This is a genomic window from Microbacterium luticellae (genome assembly GCF_050408645.1).
Classification (GTDB): Bacteria; Actinomycetota; Actinomycetes; order Actinomycetales; family Microbacteriaceae; genus Microbacterium.
In genome coordinates, this window is sequence record NZ_JBNTKE010000001.1 from 300420 (window position 1) to 319763 (window position 19344).

Annotated in this window: 20 protein-coding genes and 1 tRNA gene; 1 reads left to right on the forward strand and 20 read right to left on the reverse strand. The window is 59.0% G+C overall.

The window, feature by feature from the left end; genetic code table 11:
- Positions 1–10: 10 nt before the first annotated feature.
- The gene (gene polA, locus ACQUSW_RS01495; RefSeq protein ID WP_428930518.1) at positions 11–2650 is read right to left on the reverse strand and encodes a DNA polymerase I; all 2640 of its coding nucleotides are present in this window, start codon (positions 2648–2650) and stop codon (positions 11–13) included.
- A gap of 60 nt (positions 2651–2710) precedes the next feature.
- On the opposite strand from polA, the gene ACQUSW_RS01500 reads away from it, so the two are divergent.
- Positions 2711–3130 carry a PaaI family thioesterase gene (locus ACQUSW_RS01500; protein ID WP_428931251.1) on the forward strand — a complete coding sequence of 140 codons (420 nt, stop codon included), beginning with the start codon at positions 2711–2713 and terminating at the stop codon, positions 3128–3130.
- 69 nt (positions 3131–3199) lie between these two features.
- Here the strand turns inward: ACQUSW_RS01500 and ACQUSW_RS01505 are convergent, their stop codons facing one another.
- From ACQUSW_RS01505 to rpoZ, 19 genes are all read right to left on the reverse strand, one after another.
- Complete coding sequence (locus ACQUSW_RS01505) at positions 3200–3805, reverse strand: ANTAR domain-containing response regulator (protein ID WP_428931252.1); 606 nt, start codon at positions 3803–3805, stop codon at positions 3200–3202.
- 189 nt (positions 3806–3994) lie between these two features.
- Positions 3995–4077, reverse strand: a tRNA-Leu gene (locus ACQUSW_RS01510).
- Positions 4078–4175: 98 nt separating this feature from the next.
- Entirely contained in the window at positions 4176–5624 is a 1449-nt protein-coding gene (pyk, locus tag ACQUSW_RS01515; protein ID WP_428930519.1) for a pyruvate kinase, read from the reverse strand.
- A 109-nt stretch (positions 5625–5733) separates the two neighbouring features.
- Positions 5734–6720, reverse strand: a complete 987-nt coding sequence (gene lgt / locus ACQUSW_RS01520) for a prolipoprotein diacylglyceryl transferase (RefSeq protein WP_428930520.1) — start codon at positions 6718–6720, stop codon at positions 5734–5736.
- Positions 6721–6750: 30 nt separating this feature from the next.
- On the reverse strand, positions 6751–7539 hold the full coding sequence (gene trpA / locus ACQUSW_RS01525; RefSeq protein ID WP_428930521.1) for a tryptophan synthase subunit alpha: 789 nt from the start codon (positions 7537–7539) through the stop codon (positions 6751–6753).
- Positions 7536–8741, reverse strand: coding sequence for a tryptophan synthase subunit beta (gene trpB, locus ACQUSW_RS01530; RefSeq protein WP_428930522.1), 1206 nt, complete (start codon positions 8739–8741; stop codon positions 7536–7538). The genes trpA and trpB overlap by 4 nt, the downstream gene beginning before the upstream one ends.
- Positions 8738–9517: an indole-3-glycerol phosphate synthase TrpC gene (gene trpC / locus ACQUSW_RS01535; RefSeq protein ID WP_428930523.1), complete on the reverse strand. Its 780-nt coding sequence runs from the start codon at positions 9515–9517 to the stop codon at positions 8738–8740. Before trpC ends, trpB begins: the two co-directional genes overlap by 4 nt.
- On the reverse strand, positions 9517–9747 hold the full coding sequence (locus ACQUSW_RS01540; protein ID WP_428930524.1) for a DUF6704 family protein: 231 nt from the start codon (positions 9745–9747) through the stop codon (positions 9517–9519). The genes trpC and ACQUSW_RS01540 overlap by 1 nt, the downstream gene beginning before the upstream one ends.
- A gap of 69 nt (positions 9748–9816) precedes the next feature.
- The gene (locus ACQUSW_RS01545; RefSeq protein WP_428930525.1) at positions 9817–10401 is read right to left on the reverse strand and encodes a Trp biosynthesis-associated membrane protein; all 585 of its coding nucleotides are present in this window, start codon (positions 10399–10401) and stop codon (positions 9817–9819) included.
- Positions 10398–10754, reverse strand: a complete 357-nt coding sequence (gene hisI, locus ACQUSW_RS01550; protein ID WP_428930526.1) for a phosphoribosyl-AMP cyclohydrolase — start codon at positions 10752–10754, stop codon at positions 10398–10400. The genes ACQUSW_RS01545 and hisI overlap by 4 nt, the downstream gene beginning before the upstream one ends.
- Positions 10751–11512: an imidazole glycerol phosphate synthase subunit HisF gene (hisF, locus tag ACQUSW_RS01555; protein ID WP_428930527.1), complete on the reverse strand. Its 762-nt coding sequence runs from the start codon at positions 11510–11512 to the stop codon at positions 10751–10753. Before hisF ends, hisI begins: the two co-directional genes overlap by 4 nt.
- Entirely contained in the window at positions 11512–12351 is an 840-nt protein-coding gene (gene hisG, locus ACQUSW_RS01560; RefSeq protein WP_428930528.1) for an ATP phosphoribosyltransferase, read from the reverse strand. Before hisG ends, hisF begins: the two co-directional genes overlap by 1 nt.
- A 50-nt stretch (positions 12352–12401) precedes the next feature.
- A complete protein-coding gene (locus ACQUSW_RS01565; RefSeq protein WP_428930529.1) occupies positions 12402–12665 on the reverse strand; it encodes a phosphoribosyl-ATP diphosphatase in 264 nt (87 codons plus the stop codon).
- Positions 12662–13342, reverse strand: coding sequence for a ribulose-phosphate 3-epimerase (rpe, locus tag ACQUSW_RS01570; RefSeq protein ID WP_428930530.1), 681 nt, complete (start codon positions 13340–13342; stop codon positions 12662–12664). Before rpe ends, ACQUSW_RS01565 begins: the two co-directional genes overlap by 4 nt.
- Before the next feature lie 8 nt (positions 13343–13350).
- Positions 13351–14751, reverse strand: coding sequence for an RsmB/NOP family class I SAM-dependent RNA methyltransferase (locus tag ACQUSW_RS01575; protein ID WP_428930531.1), 1401 nt, complete (start codon positions 14749–14751; stop codon positions 13351–13353).
- On the reverse strand, positions 14751–15665 hold the full coding sequence (fmt, locus tag ACQUSW_RS01580) for a methionyl-tRNA formyltransferase (protein ID WP_428930532.1): 915 nt from the start codon (positions 15663–15665) through the stop codon (positions 14751–14753). The genes ACQUSW_RS01575 and fmt overlap by 1 nt, the downstream gene beginning before the upstream one ends.
- A 109-nt stretch (positions 15666–15774) precedes the next feature.
- Positions 15775–17745 (reverse strand): primosomal protein N' family DNA-binding protein, encoded by a 1971-nt coding sequence (locus ACQUSW_RS01585; protein ID WP_428930533.1) that lies wholly within the window; start codon positions 17743–17745, stop codon positions 15775–15777.
- Between the two features lies 1 nt (position 17746).
- Complete coding sequence (gene metK / locus ACQUSW_RS01590; protein ID WP_428930534.1) at positions 17747–18943, reverse strand: methionine adenosyltransferase; 1197 nt, start codon at positions 18941–18943, stop codon at positions 17747–17749.
- An 89-nt stretch (positions 18944–19032) separates the two neighbouring features.
- Positions 19033–19287: a DNA-directed RNA polymerase subunit omega gene (gene rpoZ, locus ACQUSW_RS01595; RefSeq protein WP_428930535.1), complete on the reverse strand. Its 255-nt coding sequence runs from the start codon at positions 19285–19287 to the stop codon at positions 19033–19035.
- Positions 19288–19344 lie beyond the last annotated feature (57 nt).

Here is a 19344-nt window from a genome sequence, read left to right on the forward strand (position 1 = left end):
CTTACACCCATCAGTGCGCGGCTTCGTTCCAATTCGAGCCTCGCCCCACCTGCACATCGAGCGGAACCGACAGTTCCGCTGCGCTCCCCATGCGTTCCCGCACAATCGCTTCGACGGCATCCCACTCCCCGGATGCCACTTCGACAACGAGTTCGTCGTGAATCTGCAGCAGCACGCGCGACCCGAGACCCTTTTCGCGCAGGTCGTCGGCAATGCGCACAAGAGCAATTTTCATGATGTCGGCAGCCGAACCCTGAATAGGAGCATTCAGTGCCGCGCGCTCAGCGTTCTCACGAAGCACACGGTTAGGGCTGTTCAAATCAGGAAATGGTCGACGACGACCAAAAATTGTTTCTGTGTAACCTGCTTCTTTCGCCGCCATCACCGATGCGCGCAAATAATCACGCACGGCCCCAAAACGCGCAAAATACTCCAGCATCAACTGCTTCGCCTCAGACTGCTCAATACGCAGCTGCTTCGACAGGCCAAAAGCTGACAGTCCGTACACGAGTCCGTACGACATCGCCTTCACCTTCGTGCGCATCGCCGGTGTGACATCGGCCTGGTCAACATTAAACACCCGCGCTCCAACAAAACGGTGCAGGTCTTCACCGGCTTGAAAAGCTTCAACAAGCCCCTCATCGCCCGATAAATGCGCCATGATGCGCATCTCAATCTGCGAGTAGTCGGCAGTCAGCAGGCACTCGTAGCCTTCGCCCACCTGAAAAGCACCACGAATACGCTGCGATTCGGCCGTCCGCACGGGAATATTTTGCAGGTTCGGATCCGTACTCGACAAACGCCCCGTCTGGCTTCCCGTTTGTAGATAGGTCGTGTGAATGCGGCCATCGTCAGCAATCGACCCATCTAAGGACTCAATAATCTGCCGCAGCTTCGTCGCCTCACGATGCTGCAAAAGCAACGCCAAAAACGGATGATCGCTCCTTTCTTGCAGATCGGCGAGAGCCGCAGCATCCGTGGAATAGCCCGTCTTCGTTTTGCGGGTCTTCGGCAGCCCCAGATCCTCAAAAAGCACCTGCTGCAACTGCTTCGGTGAACCAAGGTTTGTTTCGCGACCAATAACGACAAAAGCCTCTTGCGCGATCGTATGCGCCCGCTCGCCTAATTCGCGAGAAAAACCTGCCAGCTCGTCATGCGAAACGGCGACGCCCGCCAACTCCATATCGGCCAGCACAGTCAGCGTCGGCAACTCAATCTCTGTGAGCACACCAACAACACCCTCGGGAAGCTCCTCACGCAACTGTGCGCTCACCCGAGCAGTAAACCACGCCAGCTGCCCGGGAGTGGCACCATCATTCTCGGGCACAAGCTGCGAAGGATCAGCCTCGGGTAACGACTCGCCCAAGTAACGGCTCACCAGGTCACCCAGAGTCTTATCCGGCAGACTCGGCCGCAACAACCAGCCCGACAGCAGCGTGTCGTCAGCCAACCCATTCACCCGCACACCTACGCGCAGCAACGCTTTTACCTGCGGTTTCGCATCATGCATAATCTTCGGCGCCGACGATTCCACCCACGGCCCAATCGCCTGTGCGAGTGCATCGCTCCACGTCGCCTCGATCACATCATCTGCGCGGGCAGCCCCCACCCGAACGGGTACGCCATCACGGATAACAACAGTGAACCCAACAGGTTCCGACGCCTGGTTCAGCCACGCAGCGCACTCCGCAACAGTCAGTTCACGGGCATCCGGAACCGCCACCGCCGAAGCCTGCTCTTCTTCGCCAGCAGCACCATCGCTATCAAAAGCCTCAAACACCCGATCAACGAGCGCACGGAACTCAAGCCGAGCAAAAATATCTCGCACAGCAGCTGTCTCCATTGCTGTGCGCTCGAGGTCACCGGGCTTCAACGGCAGCTCGACATCGTTGACCAACCGGTTGAGCGTACGGTTACGAACAACCGCATCACGGTGCTCACGGAGGTTGCCACCCACAACACCCTTAATCTCATCAGCCCGAGCCAGAATCTCATCGAGCGACCCAAACTGTTTCAGCCACTTCACCGCCGTCTTTTCACCCACCTTGGGCACGCCGGGCAAGTTATCGCTGGTCTCCCCCACAAGAGCCGCGATATCCGGATACTGCTCAGGAGGAACCCCATAGCGCTCCTCGACCGCAGCCGGGTCATACCGCTTCAGTTTCGACACACCCTGCACCGATGGATACAGCAGAGTAACGTCATCATTAACAAGCTGAATGGTGTCTCGATCACCCGACACCACAAGCACGTGATACCCCTCTTCAGCGCCCTGCTGTGCCAAAGTGGCCAGAATATCGTCGGCCTCGAAGTCTTCTTTAGTCAGCACGGGCACCGACAACGCAGTGAGAGCCTCCTGCAGCAGCGGCACCTGACCGCGGAACTCTTCGGGAGTCTCGGCTCGGTTAGCCTTGTAGTCTTCATACTCGCGCGTCCGGAACGAATGCCGCGACGTATCGAAAGCTACGGCAAGGTGCGTGGGCTGCTCGGCCTTCACGAGGTTGACAAACATAGACAGAAAACCATAGATGGCGTTCGTGTGTTGTCCGTCTTTCGTCGTGAAGTTCTCGACCGGCAGCGCAAAAAACGCTCGGTATGCCAAAGAATGGCCGTCGACAATGAGAAGGGTAGGCTTTGCGGAGTCCGTCACACTCTCAGCCTAACGATGACGACGCACTCTCGCCGAGGAGGAACAGTGAATCAGACCAATATGAGCGCTGGAATGCAGTGGGCAACCCAGCGCGGTATGGGTGCTCTTGCTGAAAAGATGGGAATGGAGTTCACCGAGTTCAGTATTGAGCGATGCGTTGCCACCATGCCCGTCGAAGGTAACACCCAGCCGGCAGGCCTCCTTCATGGCGGCGCCTATGTTGTGTTGGGCGAGTCGCTGGGGTCGATGGCCGCCAACCTGCACGCCGGCCCCGGGCGTTTGGCGGTAGGTGTCGACATTAATGCCACGCACACTCGCTCGGCTACCAGCGGCATCGTTACCGGGGTATGCACGCCTGTTCACCTGGGTCGCAGCATGACCGTGCACGAAATTGTGGTCACTGATGACGAGGGCAAACGGTGCTCGACAATCCGGATCACCAACATGATTAAAGATCAGCGCTCGACAGAGTCTGCATAAAAAAGCGGAGGGCTTCAGCTTTTCAGCTGAGGCCCTCCGCTATCCACCGCTACGACGCAGTGACGAAAACTAGTCTTTTTTGGGTGCTAACTGCTCGATAATGGCCTTCGCTACGTCTTGCATCGTCAGACGGCGATCCATAGAAGCTTTCTGAATCCAGCGGAACGCTTCTGGCTCTGTCAGGCCCATTTTTTCGTTCAAAAGACCCTTTGCACGATCAACCAGCTTGCGAGTCTCAAAGCGCTCAACCATGTCGGCAACCTCGGCCTCGAGCGTGATGATCTGCTCGTGGCGAGCAAGAGCAATCTCAATGGCAGGCAAGAGGTCGTTCGGAGTAAATGGCTTCACTACGTAGGCCAGCGCACCAGCCTCGCTAGCCCGCTCAACAAGTTCTTTCTGACTGAACGCTGTCAACAGCACAACAGGCGCAATATTCGCCTTGTGCAGACGCTCGGCTGCGCTAATGCCATCAAGCTGTGGCATTTTGACGTCCATAATTACAAGATCAGGGCGCAGTTCTGTCGCCAACTGAACAGCGGTTTCGCCATCGCCCGCTTCGCCGACAACATCAAAGCCGTGGTCACGGAGTATCTCGACGATATCGAGCCGGATGAGTGACTCATCTTCCGCAACGACAACGCGGCGCGGCGCGGGGGGCGTGGGCTGTTCTGCCATTTCTTCCTCGGTCACTCGTCCATTCTAGGGGACACTACTGCGAACATGCACCAGGACACCGTCGCAACTCGTACAGAGAGCGTTGCGTGTGCGGCGCGCGTAGGCATAACGTGGGCAAATCTGACTTACTAAACCAAAAAAGCCCCGACTTCTCTGATAAAAACTGGGAAGTCGGGGCTTTCTATTTTGTGCCGGTGGTGGGACTCGAACCCACACATCCTTTCGGACAGAGCATTTTGAGTGCCCCGCGTCTACCATTCCGCCACACCGGCAAGGTACGCACTTGAGACTACCGCAGGTTTGTGGCCTCGAAATCCCCCGTGCGCTGCCAGGCCAGTACATTCACATCTACTGCCCCGGCATAGGCAGACTACAGCCCAGACTTGTATACCGGTGCTGCTCCACCCACCGCGTCGCCAACTTTATGCACGCGGATATCGTTGGTCGACCCCACAATTCCAGGGGGCGACCCAGAGATTACAACAACCTTCTCGCCTTCAGCTGCGAGCCCGTTGCCCAGAAGATAGTTGTCAACCTGCAGGAACATGAGGTCGGTGTGCTGCACTTCATCGACCAGGGTCGATGTGATTCCCCACGTCAATGCCATGCGGCGACGGATATCGGGCACCGGCGTGAACGCGAGCATAGGAATCCGGGCACGCAGACGCGATAGACGCCGCGCAGAGTCACCCGACTGTGTGAACACGCACAAATACTTCGCGCCGACAAACTCGGCCACCTCGAGAGCAGCAAGCGTGATTGCTCCGCCCTGCGTACGAGGTTGTGAAGTCAACGGAGCGATGCGCTCCAGCCCGTGCTCTTCCGTCGATTCCACGATGCGAGCCATCGTCTCAACAACCACCGTCGGGTAGTCGCCCACGCTGGTTTCTCCCGAGAGCATGACAGCGTCGGCGCCGTCAAGCACGGCGTTGGCGACATCAGATGTTTCTGCACGAGTGGGCACCGGGCTCGAAATCATCGACTCGAGCATCTGGGTTGCCACAATCACGGGCTTCGCGTTTCGGCGTGCAAGTTCAACGGCACGTTTCTGCACGATCGGCACTGCCTCAAGAGGAAGCTCGACACCGAGGTCACCTCGCGCGACCATAATGCCGTCGAAAGCGTCGACAATCTCTTCCAAGTTATCGACGGCCTGAGGCTTTTCAATCTTGGCGAGAACCGGAACACGCACGCCTTCCTCGGCCATGATCTCGTGTACCCGCTCAACATCTTTCGCATCACGAACAAACGAGAGTGCGATGAGATCGGCGCCCGTCTGCAGGCCCCAGCGAAGATCAGACTCATCTTTCTCGCTCAGCGCAGGAACACTCACGGCAACACCCGGCAGGTTAATGCCCTTGTTGTTTGATACAGCGCCAGCAACGATAACGCGCGTGACGACGTTGTTGCCTTCAACCGTCTCTACCTCGACGCGAACCTTGCCATCGTCGATGAGTAGAAAGTCACCGGGCTTAACGTCGTTCGGCAGGCCCTTGAACGTTGTGCTGCAAATCTCGCGGTTGCCCACGATGTCATCCGTCGTGATCGTGAAAATGTCACCGACGGCAAGCTCATAAGGCCCGTCTTCAAAACGGCCGAGTCGAATCTTTGGTCCCTGCAGGTCGACAAGAACCGCCACCGGGCGGCCAGCGTCTTCGGCTGCCCGACGAACATTGGCATAGTTGGCGTCGTGCACCGAGTGGTCGCCATGGCTCAAATTGAGTCGAGCCACATCTACGCCCGCCTCGATCAGAGCACGAACCGTGTCATAGGTCGATGTGGCGGGACCAAGGGTGGCGACGATTTTCGCGCGTCTCACGTATTACTCCAGGGTCAGGGGGATATCGAATCGGCGCCATTGCCGCTTGGCTAGCCTATCGGGCCAACGCTTTTTGCGGCAGTGCACCGCCAAATAGGGAACAAATAATTTAGGTGGGCGTTACCGCCGACACCTTTTGTTTATCGGCGGATGCCGGTGGCTCGCTGATATCGACGTAGCTGATGTCGCCTGGCTCCGCAGCATCCGGGCGCCCGCGTCCAGGAACATACGGTGAAGGCTCCATTCCTGGGTGACGACGCGTCTGCACGATCAGCACGATGATGCCGAGAATCACACCGAGCACTGCCGCCCATACGTTGGTGCGCAGCCCAAGGATAATGTCGCTCGGGTCGATACGAATCGACTCCCAGACGATCCGGCCTGCGCTGTACCAAATGAGGTAGAGCGCGAACAACTTACCCCACTGCAGTCGTAGACGTCCACCAATCCACAGCAACGCGATCACACCGAGAGTGTTCCAGATCACCTCATACAAGAATGTCGGGTGAAAGAGTGTGCCAGGCTCGAGCCCTGCGGGAATCGCGGGGTTGGAGGGATCGATTTCGAGTCCCCACGGGAGATCGGTGGGAAGCCCAAAGAGCTCCTGGTTAAACCAGTTGCCAAAGCGCCCAATCGCCTGAGCAAGAAGAAGGCCGGGAGCGAGTGCGTCAGCAAATGCTGTGAATCGGATGCCTGTCCACCGGCAGCCCAGCCAGGCACCCAGGGCGCCACCAATCAGGGCTCCATAAATGGCGATTCCGCCGTCCCAAATGTTCCAGATCGCATCTTTGACAAACGGGTTCCACCATTCGATACCCGTTCCGAAGTAGTAGTCGGCATGGGTAAACACGTGGTAAAACCGCGCAAAAATAATCGCGAGCGGCACAGCGAGCAGCCCGATGTCAACCACGACCCATGGCTCTGCGCCTCGACGAGTCAGTCGGCTATTAGTGAGCAACACCGCCACGATAATGCCGGTGATAATGCACAGCGCATATACCCGGATGCTGATCGGCCCGAGGGTGATCTCGCTGATCGCGGGACTCGGGAGACTTGCGGGCACAGCGGCAAGGGCGTGGAAGAACGCAAGGGACATAACTATGAGTCTACGGGGTCGAGTCGATGATCAAGAACGCAGGGCAGTGCCGGCAGCCAACGCGCGTGTCGTTTCCGCCAGCGCCGTCAGGCCACCGTCGCGCAGAGACTTCACCAGTGCTGTGCCGACGATGGCGCCGTCGGCATATTCCATCACGCCAGCTACGTGATCGGGATTAGAAATACCGATCCCGACGCACGCGTAGCCTGAACCCTGCTGTTTGAGCCGGCCAACGACATCACGAGCAGCCTGGTCGAGAGCTTGCCGCTCGCCCGTAATTCCCATGGTCGATACCGTGTAAACAAACCCGGTTGTTGACGAAGAAATAAGAGCAAGCCTTTCGTCGGACGACGTAGGCGCTGCCAAGAAGATACGGTCGAGCCCCGTGCGCTTGCTTTCGGCAATCCATTCCCCGGCAGCTTCAGGCGTGATGTCGGGAGTAATTAGTCCGGCACCGCCTGCTGCCAGCAGATCGTCGGCGAATCGGGCGACACCGTATTGCACGACCGGGTTCCAGTAGGTCATAACGACAACCGGTGCATCAACTTCGGCCGTAATCCGCTTCACAGCGGTGAAGAGATCACGCATACGAAAGCCACCGGCTAGTGCAGCGGCCGTGGCCTCTTGGATCACTGCGCCATCCATCACGGGATCGCTGTATGGCGGGCCAAGCTCGATGATGTCGACGCCATTACGCGCAAGAGTAATCGCCGCATTAATACTTGTTTCTAAATCAGGAAACCCCACCGGCAGGTAGCCGATAAGCGCACCCCTGCCTGCTTGGCGTGCCCGATCAATAGCTTCTGTTACGCGACTCACGAAGGCTCCTCATCGAACAGTTCGAAATAACGAGCGGCCGTCTCCATATCTTTATCGCCGCGTCCAGAAAGACTCACCGCAACGATTCCATCGGAGCCAAGTTCGCGTCCCAAGCGCAGAGCCGCAGCCAGAGCATGCGACGACTCAATTGCAGGAATAATTCCTTCTGTCTGGCTCAACAGTCGTAGTGCCTGCATCGCCTCGTTATCGGTAGCGGGAACATACTGAGCACGGCCGATATCGGCCAACCACGCATGTTCCGGGCCTACTCCTGGATAGTCGAGGCCGGCAGAAATCGAATGCGACTCTAAAGTTTGTCCGTCTTCGTCTTGCAGCACATATGTGCGTGATCCGTGCAGCACGCCCGGGCGCCCTCGTCCGATCGATGCGGCATGGCGCGGTGTATCCACGCCGTCGCCGGCGGCCTCAACGCCATACAGCTTCACCTCGGCGTCGTCGAGAAATGCGTCGAACATACCGATCGCATTCGACCCACCGCCAACACAGGCCACAACAGCATCCGGAAGTCGACCAACCTTATCGAGCAACTGTTGGCGGGCTTCTTCGCCAATAATTTTCTGGAAATCACGCACCATCGCGGGGAACGGGTGAGGGCCTGCCGCGGTGCCAAAAATATAGTTCGTGTTCTCGACCGATGCTACCCAGTCACGATATGCCTCATTGATGGCATCTTTCAGTGTGCGCGACCCTGTCTTTACCGCGACAACATCGGCGCCCAAGAGTCGCATTCGGGCAACGTTGAGCGCTTGGCGTTCCGTGTCAACCTCGCCCATATAAATCGTGCACTGCAAACCGAACAGTGCTGCCGCTGTTGCTGTGGCCACCCCGTGTTGCCCGGCCCCGGTCTCGGCGATCACACGCGTTTTACCGAGACGGCGCGTCAGCAAGGCCTGACCGAGCACGTTGTTTATCTTGTGCGAGCCCGTGTGATTGAGGTCTTCGCGTTTGAGGAAAATTCGTGCTCCGCCAGCATGCTCAGCAAACCGTGGCACCTCGGTGATCGGAGACGGACGCCCTGCGTAAGAATGCAAGAGCTCGCTCAGTTCGGCACGAAACTGCTCACTAGCAATGGCCTCTTCATAGGCTGCGGTGAGTTCATCAATCGCCGCGATAAGAGACTCCGGCATGTAGCGTCCGCCATAGTCGCCGAAAAAAGGGCCGCGCTCTGACCGTAGGCTCATGCACCTGCCTCCAAATATGCAGCGAGGGTTTCTACCGGGTCATTCGTGACGAGTGCTTCGCCGATGAGAACCACATCGGCACCAGCACTCCGGTACCGACGAACATCGTCGGGTGAGAGCACAGCCGACTCGGCGATCTTCACAGCCGATGCGGGAATCCGGTCAACGAGTCGACCAAACAGGTCACGATCAAGCTCGAGTGTGTGCAGATTGCGCGCGTTGACGCCAATGAGCGATGCGCCCAGGTCAATAGCGCGTTCAAGTTCGTCTTCTGCGTGGGTTTCTACCAGCGGGGTCATTCCGAGTTCGAGAATGAGGTTGTATAGCTCGCGCAGTAGTTTGTCTTCGAGCCCCGCGACGATAAGCAGCGCAAGGTCGGCCCCCGCCGCGCGAGCTTCGAACACCTGGTAGGCCGAGGCAATGAAGTCTTTTCGCAGTACCGGTAATTGGACAGCAGCAGTTACTGCTTCGAGATCGGCGAGACTCCCGCCAAAACGGCGTTCCTCCGTGAGAACGCTGATGGCAGATGCCCCGCCCTGTTGATACAGCCCTGCCTGTAACGCGGGGTCTGGTATTTCGGCGAGAACGCCGCGGGACGGACTCGCGCGTTTGACCTCGGCAATAATCTTGACTCGATCGGTGGGCGCAAGGGCAGCAACGGCGTCACGAGCCGCAGGACGAGCCAGCGCGTCGCGTTCAACCTCAGCGAGAGGTCGCGTCAGCGCGCGGCGTTCCGCGTCTTCTACTGCGCCGGCCGTGAGGGCGGCGAGTACCATTAGTGGCCCTTCGGGTTGTACTTCGGTCCGTTAACGCCGTACCCGACCTTCGCCATAATCCAGCCGACAAGAAGACCGACGACAACGAGTCCGGCCGAAGCCCAGACGATAACTTCATAGGCCATAAAGAAGGCAAAGGTTCCGATAGCCACGCCCAACAACATGATGACCACGGCGGTCCAGGCAGCAGGCGAATGTCCGTGGCCGGGATCGGCGATGGGGTTGGTCATGTTCTCCTCCGAAAGGTACAGGTGGGGGTGGTCCCCCAAGTCTATCTAGTTCTTCTGTGTCTGAGCGGATCAACCCGTAGGGTCGGTACCGTGGCTGAGGTCGTCCCACGAATCCACGGCATCCACAGGTCCTTCATGTGCCGTCGCAGCACTTTCAAAGCGGCGTCCGGCGCTGCTCCACGATGGAGCTGTCATAAACGCGAATGCGCCGGTTACGGCCAACAACAGTCCGCCAATGGCTGCGATCCACGGCCACACCGAAACCGTCACGGTGGCAATGAGTGCCTCCAGCGTCGCGTCTCCGGCGAGGCCCGTGACCTCAGTCATCGCGGGTGCGAGGGAGCTCAAAGGTTGAGCCACAATAACGGTGAGGGTTGCAACAGCAATTGCCGCACCGATAGCAACTCCAACGACGGCGAAAACTCTTCGTAGCACGATACCGACTAGCGCAATTGCCGCCCCCAACGCAAGAGCTGCAAGACTCAACGGCACAAGCAGTGCGAGTGCCTGACTGCCGATAACGTCGATGGTTTCTGGAGAGTCTGTGCGCGCGACAGTCAACCAGGTTTGGGTTCCGGCAATAAGCGAGAGCCCACCAGCGATGACGAATCCGCTCGCTGTTAGCGAGCGGCCGCGCTGCGAGTACCGCGTCACGAGGCAGCCCCCTCTCGGAGCACTAACTCTCTGTCGTCGAAACACGTGCGAGTACCCGTGTGGCAAGCTGCCCCGGTCTGGTCAACAAGAAAGAGGATCGTGTCACCGTCGCAATCAACGTGCACGCCTCTCACGTGTTGCACATGACCGGAGGTGTCACCTTTGCGCCAATACTGCTGACGTGACCGCGACCAGTAGGTTGCCCGTTTTTCTGTCAGTGTGCGATGAAGTGCTTCACGGTCGGCCCAGGCAAGCATAAGGACCTCGAGGGTGTCCCACTGCTGAACAATCACCGGAGCTAGTCCGTCATCATTCCAGACGATCTCGTCAAGGGTTACGGCTCTGTTTGTCATCGAACCTCAACGCCTGCCTGTTTCAGCGCCTGTTTGACATCGCCGACGGTGAGGTGTCCGGAATGAAATACGCTCGCGGCAAGAACGGCGTCGGCCCCGGCACCGATGGCCGGAGGAAAGTCTTCTGCTTCGCCCGCGCCGCCCGAAGCAATGATCGGTACAGCAGCAACCTCGCGAACTTTGCGAACGAGCTCGAGGTCAAAACCATCGCGTGTGCCGTCAGCATCGATCGAGTTGACCAGGAGTTCTCCAGCCCCACGCTCCGTGGCCTCTTTCGCCCACTCCAGCGCATCCAGAGAGGTTTGGGTGCGTCCACCATGGGTCGTCACTATGAAACCCGACGCGGCATCCGGTGACCTTGTGATGTCAAGCGAAAGCACGATGACCTGATTACCAAACTTTGCAGCAATCTCATCGATAAGACCAGGGCGAGCGATAGCGGCTGAGTTGACACCGATTTTGTCGGCTCCTACGGAGAGTAGTCGATCGACATCGTCAACCGAGCGGACTCCCCCACCAACGGTGAGCGGTACGAAGATTTCTTCCGCTGTTCTGCGCACCATGTCATATGTTGTCGCGCGTTCGTCGACGGTGGCAGTGACATCAAGAAAGGTAATTTCGTCGGCGCCCTGCTCGGTGTAGTGGTGGGCGAGTTCTACCGGGTCGCCCATGTCGCGAAGGTCGCGAAAGTTGACACCCTTCACCACTCGGCCTGCGGCCACATCTAAACAGGGAATAACCCGAACAGCAAGTGACATTAGAGCCTCGCAGCGTCGATAGCAGTGACAAGAATCGCACGGGCGCCCAGGTTGTACAGGGCGTCCATCACCTGGTTTACGCCTGACCGTGGGATCATCACGCGCACAGCAACCCACTCCGGGTCACGCAATGGTGAGATAGTGGGCGATTCACGCCCCGGTGCAATCGCAACAGCCTGATCGACCAGTGAAACAGGAAGGTCGTAGTCAAGGAGCACGAAGCGGCGTGCAACCATCACACCGCGCAGCCTGCGCAGGAGTGTCTGCGTGCCGGCAGCTTCTTCCGGACGCGAAATGAGCACCGCCTCGGACTGCAAGATTACGGGACCAAAAATTTCAAGCCCTGCCTGTCGGAGGGTTGTGCCGGTTTCTACAACATCGGCCACTGCATCGGCAACACCCAGCTGGATGGCAGATTCAACGGCACCATCGAGGGTGACTAGCTCTGCATCGACACCGTTCTCGTGTAAAAAGTCGCCGACGAGACCAGGATAGGCGCTTGCTACTCGAACGCCAGCCAAATCGGCGACGTCACGGAACTGTCCGGGCGGAGCAGCAAACCTAAACGTTGATGCACCAAAGCCCAGTTGTTCAATCTCACGCGCCGGTTGACGAACATCCAGCAGCAGGTCACGCCCCGTTATGCCAACATCGAGCGCACCGGATGCAACATAGGTGGCGATGTCTCGGGGGCGCAGGTAGAAAAACTCGACATCATTCTCTGAGTCGATAACGTGCAATGTTTTCGAGTCGCGACGGCCGGTGTATCCGGCTTCTTGCAACATATCTGTTGCAGTTTCTGACAGTGATCCCTTGTTGGGAACAGCAATGCGCAGCATGGGTTGCGGGTTCTTTCCGTTGAGAATGGATTGGTGTACGGGCGGTGCGCTCACAAATGTCGGTACACGTCGTCCAGAGTCAGCCCCTTGGCCAGCAGCAGCACCTGCACGTGGTACAGCAACTGCGATACCTCTTCTGCCGTCGCGTCATCACTCTCGTATTCGGCAGCCATCCACACCTCGGCTGCTTCTTCAACGATCTTCTTGCCGATCGCATGCACGCCTGCATCCAGTTGTGCAACGGTTCCCGATCCGGCGGGGCGGGTCTGGGCTTTCTTGCTCAACTCGGCAAACAGTTCCTCGAACGTTTTCACCTGTCCAGGCTAGCGGTTCTAGCTAGCTCACGCAGACGCGTGATGGCTGCTTCGACGTTGTCGGAGCCATAGACGGCCGATCCAGCCACAAACGTATCGGCTCCCGCGGCAGCAGCCTGCTCAATCGTGCGATCAGAGATACCACCGTCAACCTGCAACCACACATCCGATCCCTGTCGCCGCGCAGCATCATAGAGGGCGCGAAGCTTCGGCATGGTTTCGGGCATGAATCCTTGTCCACCAAATCCTGGTTCGACCGTCATCACCAAAACCTGATCAAACTCGTCAAGAAGATCAAACAGTGGTTCGGCAGCGGTACCCGGCTTAATGGCTACTCCTGCTCGAGCTCCGATGTCACGGATTTTTCGCGCCAGCTCTACCGGGTTGCTCGTGGCCTCCCAGTGAAAGGTCACGCTTGCCGCTCCGATCTCCGCATAGCCGGGAGCCCAGCGGTCGGCGTCGCTAATCATGAGATGCACATCGAGAGGCACAGGACTCGTCGCCTGAATACGCTCCACCATTTGTGGGCCAAAGGTGAGGTTAGGAACAAAATGGTTGTCCATCACATCCACATGCACAAAGTCTGCTGTGCTGATGCGCTCAAGCTCGGCCTGCATGTTCACAAAATCAGCAGCCAAAATACTGGGGTTCACACGGGGGTCTTGCGCACGAGTCATGGTTCTCATTATCCCCTGGCTTCTGACTTTGGTCCGTCGCCCCGACGCAGCACCGCAATGAACATGGCATCGGTTCCATGCCGGTGAGGCCACAACTGTGCGCTACCGCTACCATCGACGCCGGGAGCCACATCGATAGGACTCTGCGCCACGCGAGCAACGATCTCACGCGCATTAAGCTCAACCAGATCATCGTGTTTTCGTAGCACCGCAGCAACAACATCACGAGTCTCAGCCTGATGGGGCGAGCACGTGACATAAGCCACGATTCCCCCCGGTACCAGCGCGGTCACAGCCGCCGATAACAATGATTCTTGCAACGTAACAAGAGCCGGAATATCACTGGGTTGTTTGCGCCATCGCGCCTCTGGGCGGCGACGCAGAGCACCGAGACCTGTACACGGTGCGTCGACGAGAATGCGGTCGTAGGTTTTCGCATGCGCCTCCGCAAACTCACGCCCGTCTTCTTCGTGCACAGCAACCGGTAGCGGCACCGCAGCTACGGCACGACGCACCAGACCCGCCCGCGCCGGAACAACCTCATTCGCGTCCAGTGCCACACCACTTTGTAGTGCTATCGCTGCCAGTAACGCAGTCTTACCCCCCGGGCCCGCACACAGATCGAGCCAGCGTTCACCGTGACGGATAGGAGCAGCTTCCGCGAGCGACCACGCTGCTATCTGCGACCCTTCATCCTGAACACGAACACGGCCGTCGCTCTGTTCAACAATTTCGGCCGGGTCTCCGCTTCGCCACTCGTAGGCCGTCGCCGCATACGGTCGCGGTTCAGACACGGGCTCGCCCAGTCCGGGCAGCACAGCAAGAGTGACGCTCGGTGATGCGTTGTCGGCCGCCAGTAGGTCTGCAAGTTCGAGTTCGCGTCCCTCGGCCCGCAGCGCTCGCCGCAGAGCACGAATGATCCACACCGGATGCGACGTCTCTAGCGCCAGCTTTTCATCGTCTGATCGTGCAGATTCACGTAGCGTGAGCATCCAGGAATCTCGGTCGGCTCCCGCCACTTTTCGCAGCACCGCATTAGCAAACCCGGCGGCTGAGCGCCCAGAAAAGGAGGCCAATGCCACGGACTCGTTAACCGCAGCATGTGTTGCCACGCGCATAGACAATAACTGATGCACCCCCAACCGCAGCGCATCTAACACCGGCGGATCGATGCGATCGACAGGACGCCGAGCGACATGCGAAATGATGGCATCGTAAGTGCCTAAGCCGCGCAACGTGCCATACGTCAGCTCGGTGGCCAGCGCAGCATCCGGCCCCTGCACATCGGCTGCTCGCAAAGCAGCCGGTAACGCGAGGTTCGCATACGCGTCATTATCAGCAACCGCACGAATAACCGAGTAGGCAACAGATCGGGCAGGCTGCACACGCTGTGGCTTTCTGGTCGACATCACTCCCCCAACCGCGCTGTGTCGCGACGGCCTCGCCACCAGTCACCCGCGGCCATGGCGCCGCGTCCGGCGGGCTGCACGCGCACAAGCCGAATGGGCGACGTACCGGTGCCGACGAGCACAGTCTGTTTGTCGGCAATCACCTCTCCGGGCGCAGCGTTCTCCGGCCCGTCATACGATTGCATCTCGATAATCTTTAGGCGCTCGCCGTGGACAGTCGTCGAGGCACCCGGCTCCGTCGTCACTCCGCGGAAACGGGCATACACACTGCTCGCTGACTGTGTCCAGTCAATAACGCCATCGCTCAGAGCCAGCTTGGCCGCGTAGCGGGGCTCGCCCTCTTGCGGAGTAGCTTGTGCGCTGCCGTCTCCAATCGCTGCGACCACGTTTTTTACAAGCTCGGCTCCATCATGCGCCAGAATCGCAAACGCCTGGTCGGCCGTCGCGTCGCCACCAACGTTGACCTCTCGTTGAGCAAATACGTCGCCGGCATCGAGCTCAGCAACCAGCTGAAAAACACTCATTCCCAGCGAGGTCTCTCCTGCCATAATGGCGCGTTGCACTGGTGCCGCGCCGCGCCAGTCGGGCAGCGACGAAAAATGCAGATTAATCCACCCCCAGCGCGGTGTGCTCAGCAGCGGCTCACGCACGAGCCCGCCGTATGCCACGATCACTCCCAGATCAGCCTCATAATTTTGCACCATCATCGTCACGTCGTCGTCTAGCCGTGCGGCACGAATCACCGAAATACCCAGCTCTTCGGCAGCGACAGCCACGGGCGACGGCGTGAGCACCCGCTTGCGCCCCAGAGGGGCATCCGGTCGTGTAATCACGGCGACAATCTCGTACGCCGCAGCAAGGGCACGTAACGTTGGTACTGCTACCTCCGGTGTTCCGGCGAATATCAAACGCATACGTTTTCTCCCTGCTGCGTGAAATGCTTGCGGTGCTTATCGCTGCACCATCTATTGTGGGGTGCTCTGGCTATTGTGGGGTGCTCGGGTCATTGTGGGGTGCCGGACTCTAAAGGTCGGGTTCTCGCGAGTCGAGGCGCACGGTGAGTGTTGTTTTGCGATTCTTGCCACGCCCGCGGCGGCTACCGGATGCCTCGGCAATAACCGCACCACGCAGGGCCGTAGCCACCCTCTCACCAGCCGCGTACGGAAATCGCACCAGTAGTCGTTCTCTGTTCTCGAGTCGCTCTGTACCGTCGGCAGAATCAACCGGAACAGGGCCAAGAAAACCGTCGCGACCGACCCCCGCATTTTCGAGCGCTTCTCGCGCACGCTCAATGCCGCGGGGTGTGCCTTCGAGCGTGGCGGTACGGGCGGTGGGAGGCATCATGAGCGGCGCTCGCGTTCGCAGTTCTTCACGCAGATACGCCGCATGATTGGCCGTTGCCAACGCACGCGCCACGGGTCCATCCACCCCGACCAGGTGCACGGTAGCGCCCGGGGCAGCCAGTGCTGCCGCGTTGGCCCACCATCGCAGGCACGATTCGCCGATGCGCAATTGGGGTGCCTGCAGCATGCGTGCGCCGTCTAAGAGCACGACCGCACGGTAGCCTCCCTCGGCAATAGGTTCGGCTCCGCGCGTAGCCACCACTAGTGACGGTCGGGCATCAACCTGCTCTACGGGGTGGTCGCCGTCAGACACAATAACTCGGGTGCCAGCAAAAGCACGCCCCAGTTCTTCGGCTGTGCGCTGGCTGCCGGATGCTGCCCAACGAAACTGATGCGATTGGCAATGCGTGCACTCCCACGCGTGTGCGGGGCGCGCACACCAGCCGCACGACGGCACAGCACCTCGGTACGCGGCCTGCAGCGGCCCAGCACAGTGAAGGCAGCGTGAGGGAGCCCGACACTGTGCGCACACCAGCGACGGCGCAAAGCCCGGGCGTGCTACTTGGATGAGCACGGGTCCTTCTCGTGCTGCTTCGCGTGCCGTGGTAAATGCCCGTGAGGGTATGCGTTGGCCGCCCTTATCGATTTCGCTTCCCGCATCAAGCACCACTCGTGACGGACGCCGGGGCTGTGCTGTGGTCTCAGACATCCACCCACCGCTGACGAGTCGTTCGATATCGGTGCTTCGCGCATGTGCGGCAAAAATAAGAGCACTATCTTCTTGCTCCTGCCGTATAAGAGCGGCATCTCGCGCGTGCACATAGGGTGCCAAAGGTTCGGCCAGCAGCGAATCGCCTTCATCCCATACAGCGATTACACCGGCGCGCACGGGCGAGTACACGGCCGAGCGGTTGCCGACAACAACACACGGGGCGTCATCGAGCGTGCGCAAGTAAGCGCGATAGCGCTCCACGTTGCTCTGCCCGGCATCGACACGAACAATGACGGCTTCATCAAGCCATTCACTGAGCACGCTCCGCAACATAGTCAGGTCACGGTGGTCCGGGACCACCAGAATGCTGGACTGACCACGGTCGAGGGTAGCAACCGCTATCGCGGCGAACAGGCTGGCCCACAGCGGACGCCCTTGCGAGTCGACCTGGGGTACTGCCTCGACAGCGACACGTGTGTGATCGCGCAGTTGCTGATCGAGGTCTCCATAACTGCCGAGCACCTCGTAAGAGCGATGAACAACCGCATCGTCGAGTGGTATCGGTTCGGGCTCACCACCTGCACGCCAGTCCTTCTCGACGCGAACATGACGTTTGGGTACGGCCAGACGAACAATGTCGATCGCGCTGCCCGCCGCACGGTCGGCAAGTCGTCGTGCAAGCGTGTAGAGGCGCTTCGGGAGCACGGGAACATCCGAGACTACTGTTTCGACAGCCGCGAGCACACGTGTGTCGTCTGCTTCGTCGTCGCAGGAAATAATAAAACCGTCAACGAGCCGACCGGCGGTGCGTAAAGGCACGCGCACTCGAAGCCCAGGCCGTGCTTGCTCGCGCTGTTCTTCTGTGAGTTCGTAGTCAAAAAGGCGGTCAAGCTGTGGCAGTGGCGAATCGAGCATTACTCGCGCGATACGCCTTACCATGCTAAATTCCGGCCGCGCGACGCAGTTCGTCGACGCGGTTGGTGCGTTCCCATGTGAAATCTTGATGGTCTCGACCGAAGTGACCATAGGTTGCCGTCTGGCGGTAAATGGGCCGCAGCAGGTCGAGTTCATTGATTATGACCTGCGGTCGCAGGTCAAACACATCATTAATCGCTGCAGTAATGGCGTCATCGCTCACGTGTCCCGTGCCAAAAGTCTCAACATAGAGCCCCACTGGTTCGGCGACACCGATGGCATATGCCACCTGTACTTCGACACGGTCGGCAAGCCCCGCCGCCACAGCATTCTTTGCCACCCAGCGCGTCGCATATGCGCCCGAGCGGTCAACCTTCGACGGATCTTTGCCACTAAAGGCTCCGCCCCCGTGGCGAGCCGCTCCACCATAGGTGTCGATAATGATTTTGCGTCCGGTCAGCCCCGCATCCCCCTGCGGGCCACCCGTAACAAAAGGCCCGGCGGGATTAATGAGGCAGCGCAGATTGGCCGAAACATCCAGTCCGGTCGTTGGCAACACAACATCGACGACATGCTCGCGAACAGCGTCGGCGATGTCATCGGGCGTTGCATCCGGGTGGTGCTGGGTCGAGACCAGTACGGTCTCAATCGTCTTGGGAATATCGCCCTCATACCCCAGTGTCACCTGAGTCTTGCCGTCGGGACGCAAAAACGGCACCGTACCATCGTGACGCACTGCTGCCAGACGCTCAGCTAGTCTGTGCGCAGTCCACGCGGCCATGGGCATAAGCTCACGGGTCTCGTTGGTGGCGTAGCCGAACATCATGCCCTGGTCGCCGGCACCGAGGAGGTCGAGCGGGTCAGTCGATCCGCCTACCCGCTGCTCGAAAGCTCTATCGACGCCACCGGCAATATCGCTCGACTGCTCCCCCACCGAGACACTGACACCGCACGACGCGCCGTCAAAACCCATATCGCTCGAGGTGTAGCCAATGCCGTTGACAACCTCGCGAACAATAGTGGGAATATCGACGTACGCCGATGTGCGAATTTCTCCTGCAACGTGCACGAGTCCCGTGGTCACCATAGTCTCTACGGCAACGCGGGAATGAACGTCTTTCTCGAGAAGACCATCGAGAATACTGTCTGAAATCTGATCACAGATTTTGTCGGGATGCCCCTCGGTAACGGATTCCGATGTGAAAAGACGCAGCGTGCTCATTCGTGCTCCAGCTCGGGGGATAAAAGTAGCGATACGGGCCAGTATGACAGTGGCCTCCGACATCAGTATGTCGGAGGCCACGGAGTCAGTTACTCTGCGTGACGCAGCCGCAGCTTGTCCTGATTAATCTCGTGCAACGCGATAGTCAGAGGCTTGTCTTCAATCGTGCTATCAACCAGCGGGCCCACGTTGTCGAAGAGGTTTCCCTCGTGCAGGTCCGAGTAGTAGTCATTGATCTGGCGAGCCCGTTTGGCGGCGTAAATTACCAGTTCATACTTGGACTCAACGCGCTCGAGCAAACTATCGATGGGGGGCTCGATAATCCCCTCATTGGTTCCAGCCATAGGGTGACCTCCTGGTCGAGCGACAGTTTGTCGCGGTCAAAAGTGGTGTGAATGCGC

Coding starts and splice junctions, on each gene's coding strand:
- ACQUSW_RS01500 (WP_428931251.1), top strand. CDS start 2,711: ATGAGCGCTGGAATGCAGTGGGCAACCCAGCGCGGTATGGGTGCTCTT.
- ACQUSW_RS01505 (WP_428931252.1), bottom strand. CDS start 3,805: ATGGCAGAACAGCCCACGCCCCCCGCGCCGCGCCGCGTTGTCGTTGCG.
- lgt (WP_428930520.1), bottom strand. CDS start 6,720: ATGTCCCTTGCGTTCTTCCACGCCCTTGCCGCTGTGCCCGCAAGTCTC.
- trpB (WP_428930522.1), bottom strand. CDS start 8,741: ATGAGCCTACGGTCAGAGCGCGGCCCTTTTTTCGGCGACTATGGCGGA.
- trpC (WP_428930523.1), bottom strand. CDS start 9,517: ATGGTACTCGCCGCCCTCACGGCCGGCGCAGTAGAAGACGCGGAACGC.
- ACQUSW_RS01540 (WP_428930524.1), bottom strand. CDS start 9,747: ATGACCAACCCCATCGCCGATCCCGGCCACGGACATTCGCCTGCTGCC.
- hisI (WP_428930526.1), bottom strand. CDS start 10,754: ATGACAAACAGAGCCGTAACCCTTGACGAGATCGTCTGGAATGATGAC.
- hisF (WP_428930527.1), bottom strand. CDS start 11,512: ATGTCACTTGCTGTTCGGGTTATTCCCTGTTTAGATGTGGCCGCAGGC.
- hisG (WP_428930528.1), bottom strand. CDS start 12,351: ATGCTGCGCATTGCTGTTCCCAACAAGGGATCACTGTCAGAAACTGCA.
- rpe (WP_428930530.1), bottom strand. CDS start 13,342: ATGACTCGTGCGCAAGACCCCCGTGTGAACCCCAGTATTTTGGCTGCT.
- ACQUSW_RS01575 (WP_428930531.1), bottom strand. CDS start 14,751: ATGTCGACCAGAAAGCCACAGCGTGTGCAGCCTGCCCGATCTGTTGCC.
- fmt (WP_428930532.1), bottom strand. CDS start 15,665: ATGCGTTTGATATTCGCCGGAACACCGGAGGTAGCAGTACCAACGTTA.
- ACQUSW_RS01585 (WP_428930533.1), bottom strand. CDS start 17,745: ATGGTAAGGCGTATCGCGCGAGTAATGCTCGATTCGCCACTGCCACAG.
- metK (WP_428930534.1), bottom strand. CDS start 18,943: ATGAGCACGCTGCGTCTTTTCACATCGGAATCCGTTACCGAGGGGCAT.
- rpoZ (WP_428930535.1), bottom strand. CDS start 19,287: ATGGCTGGAACCAATGAGGGGATTATCGAGCCCCCCATCGATAGTTTG.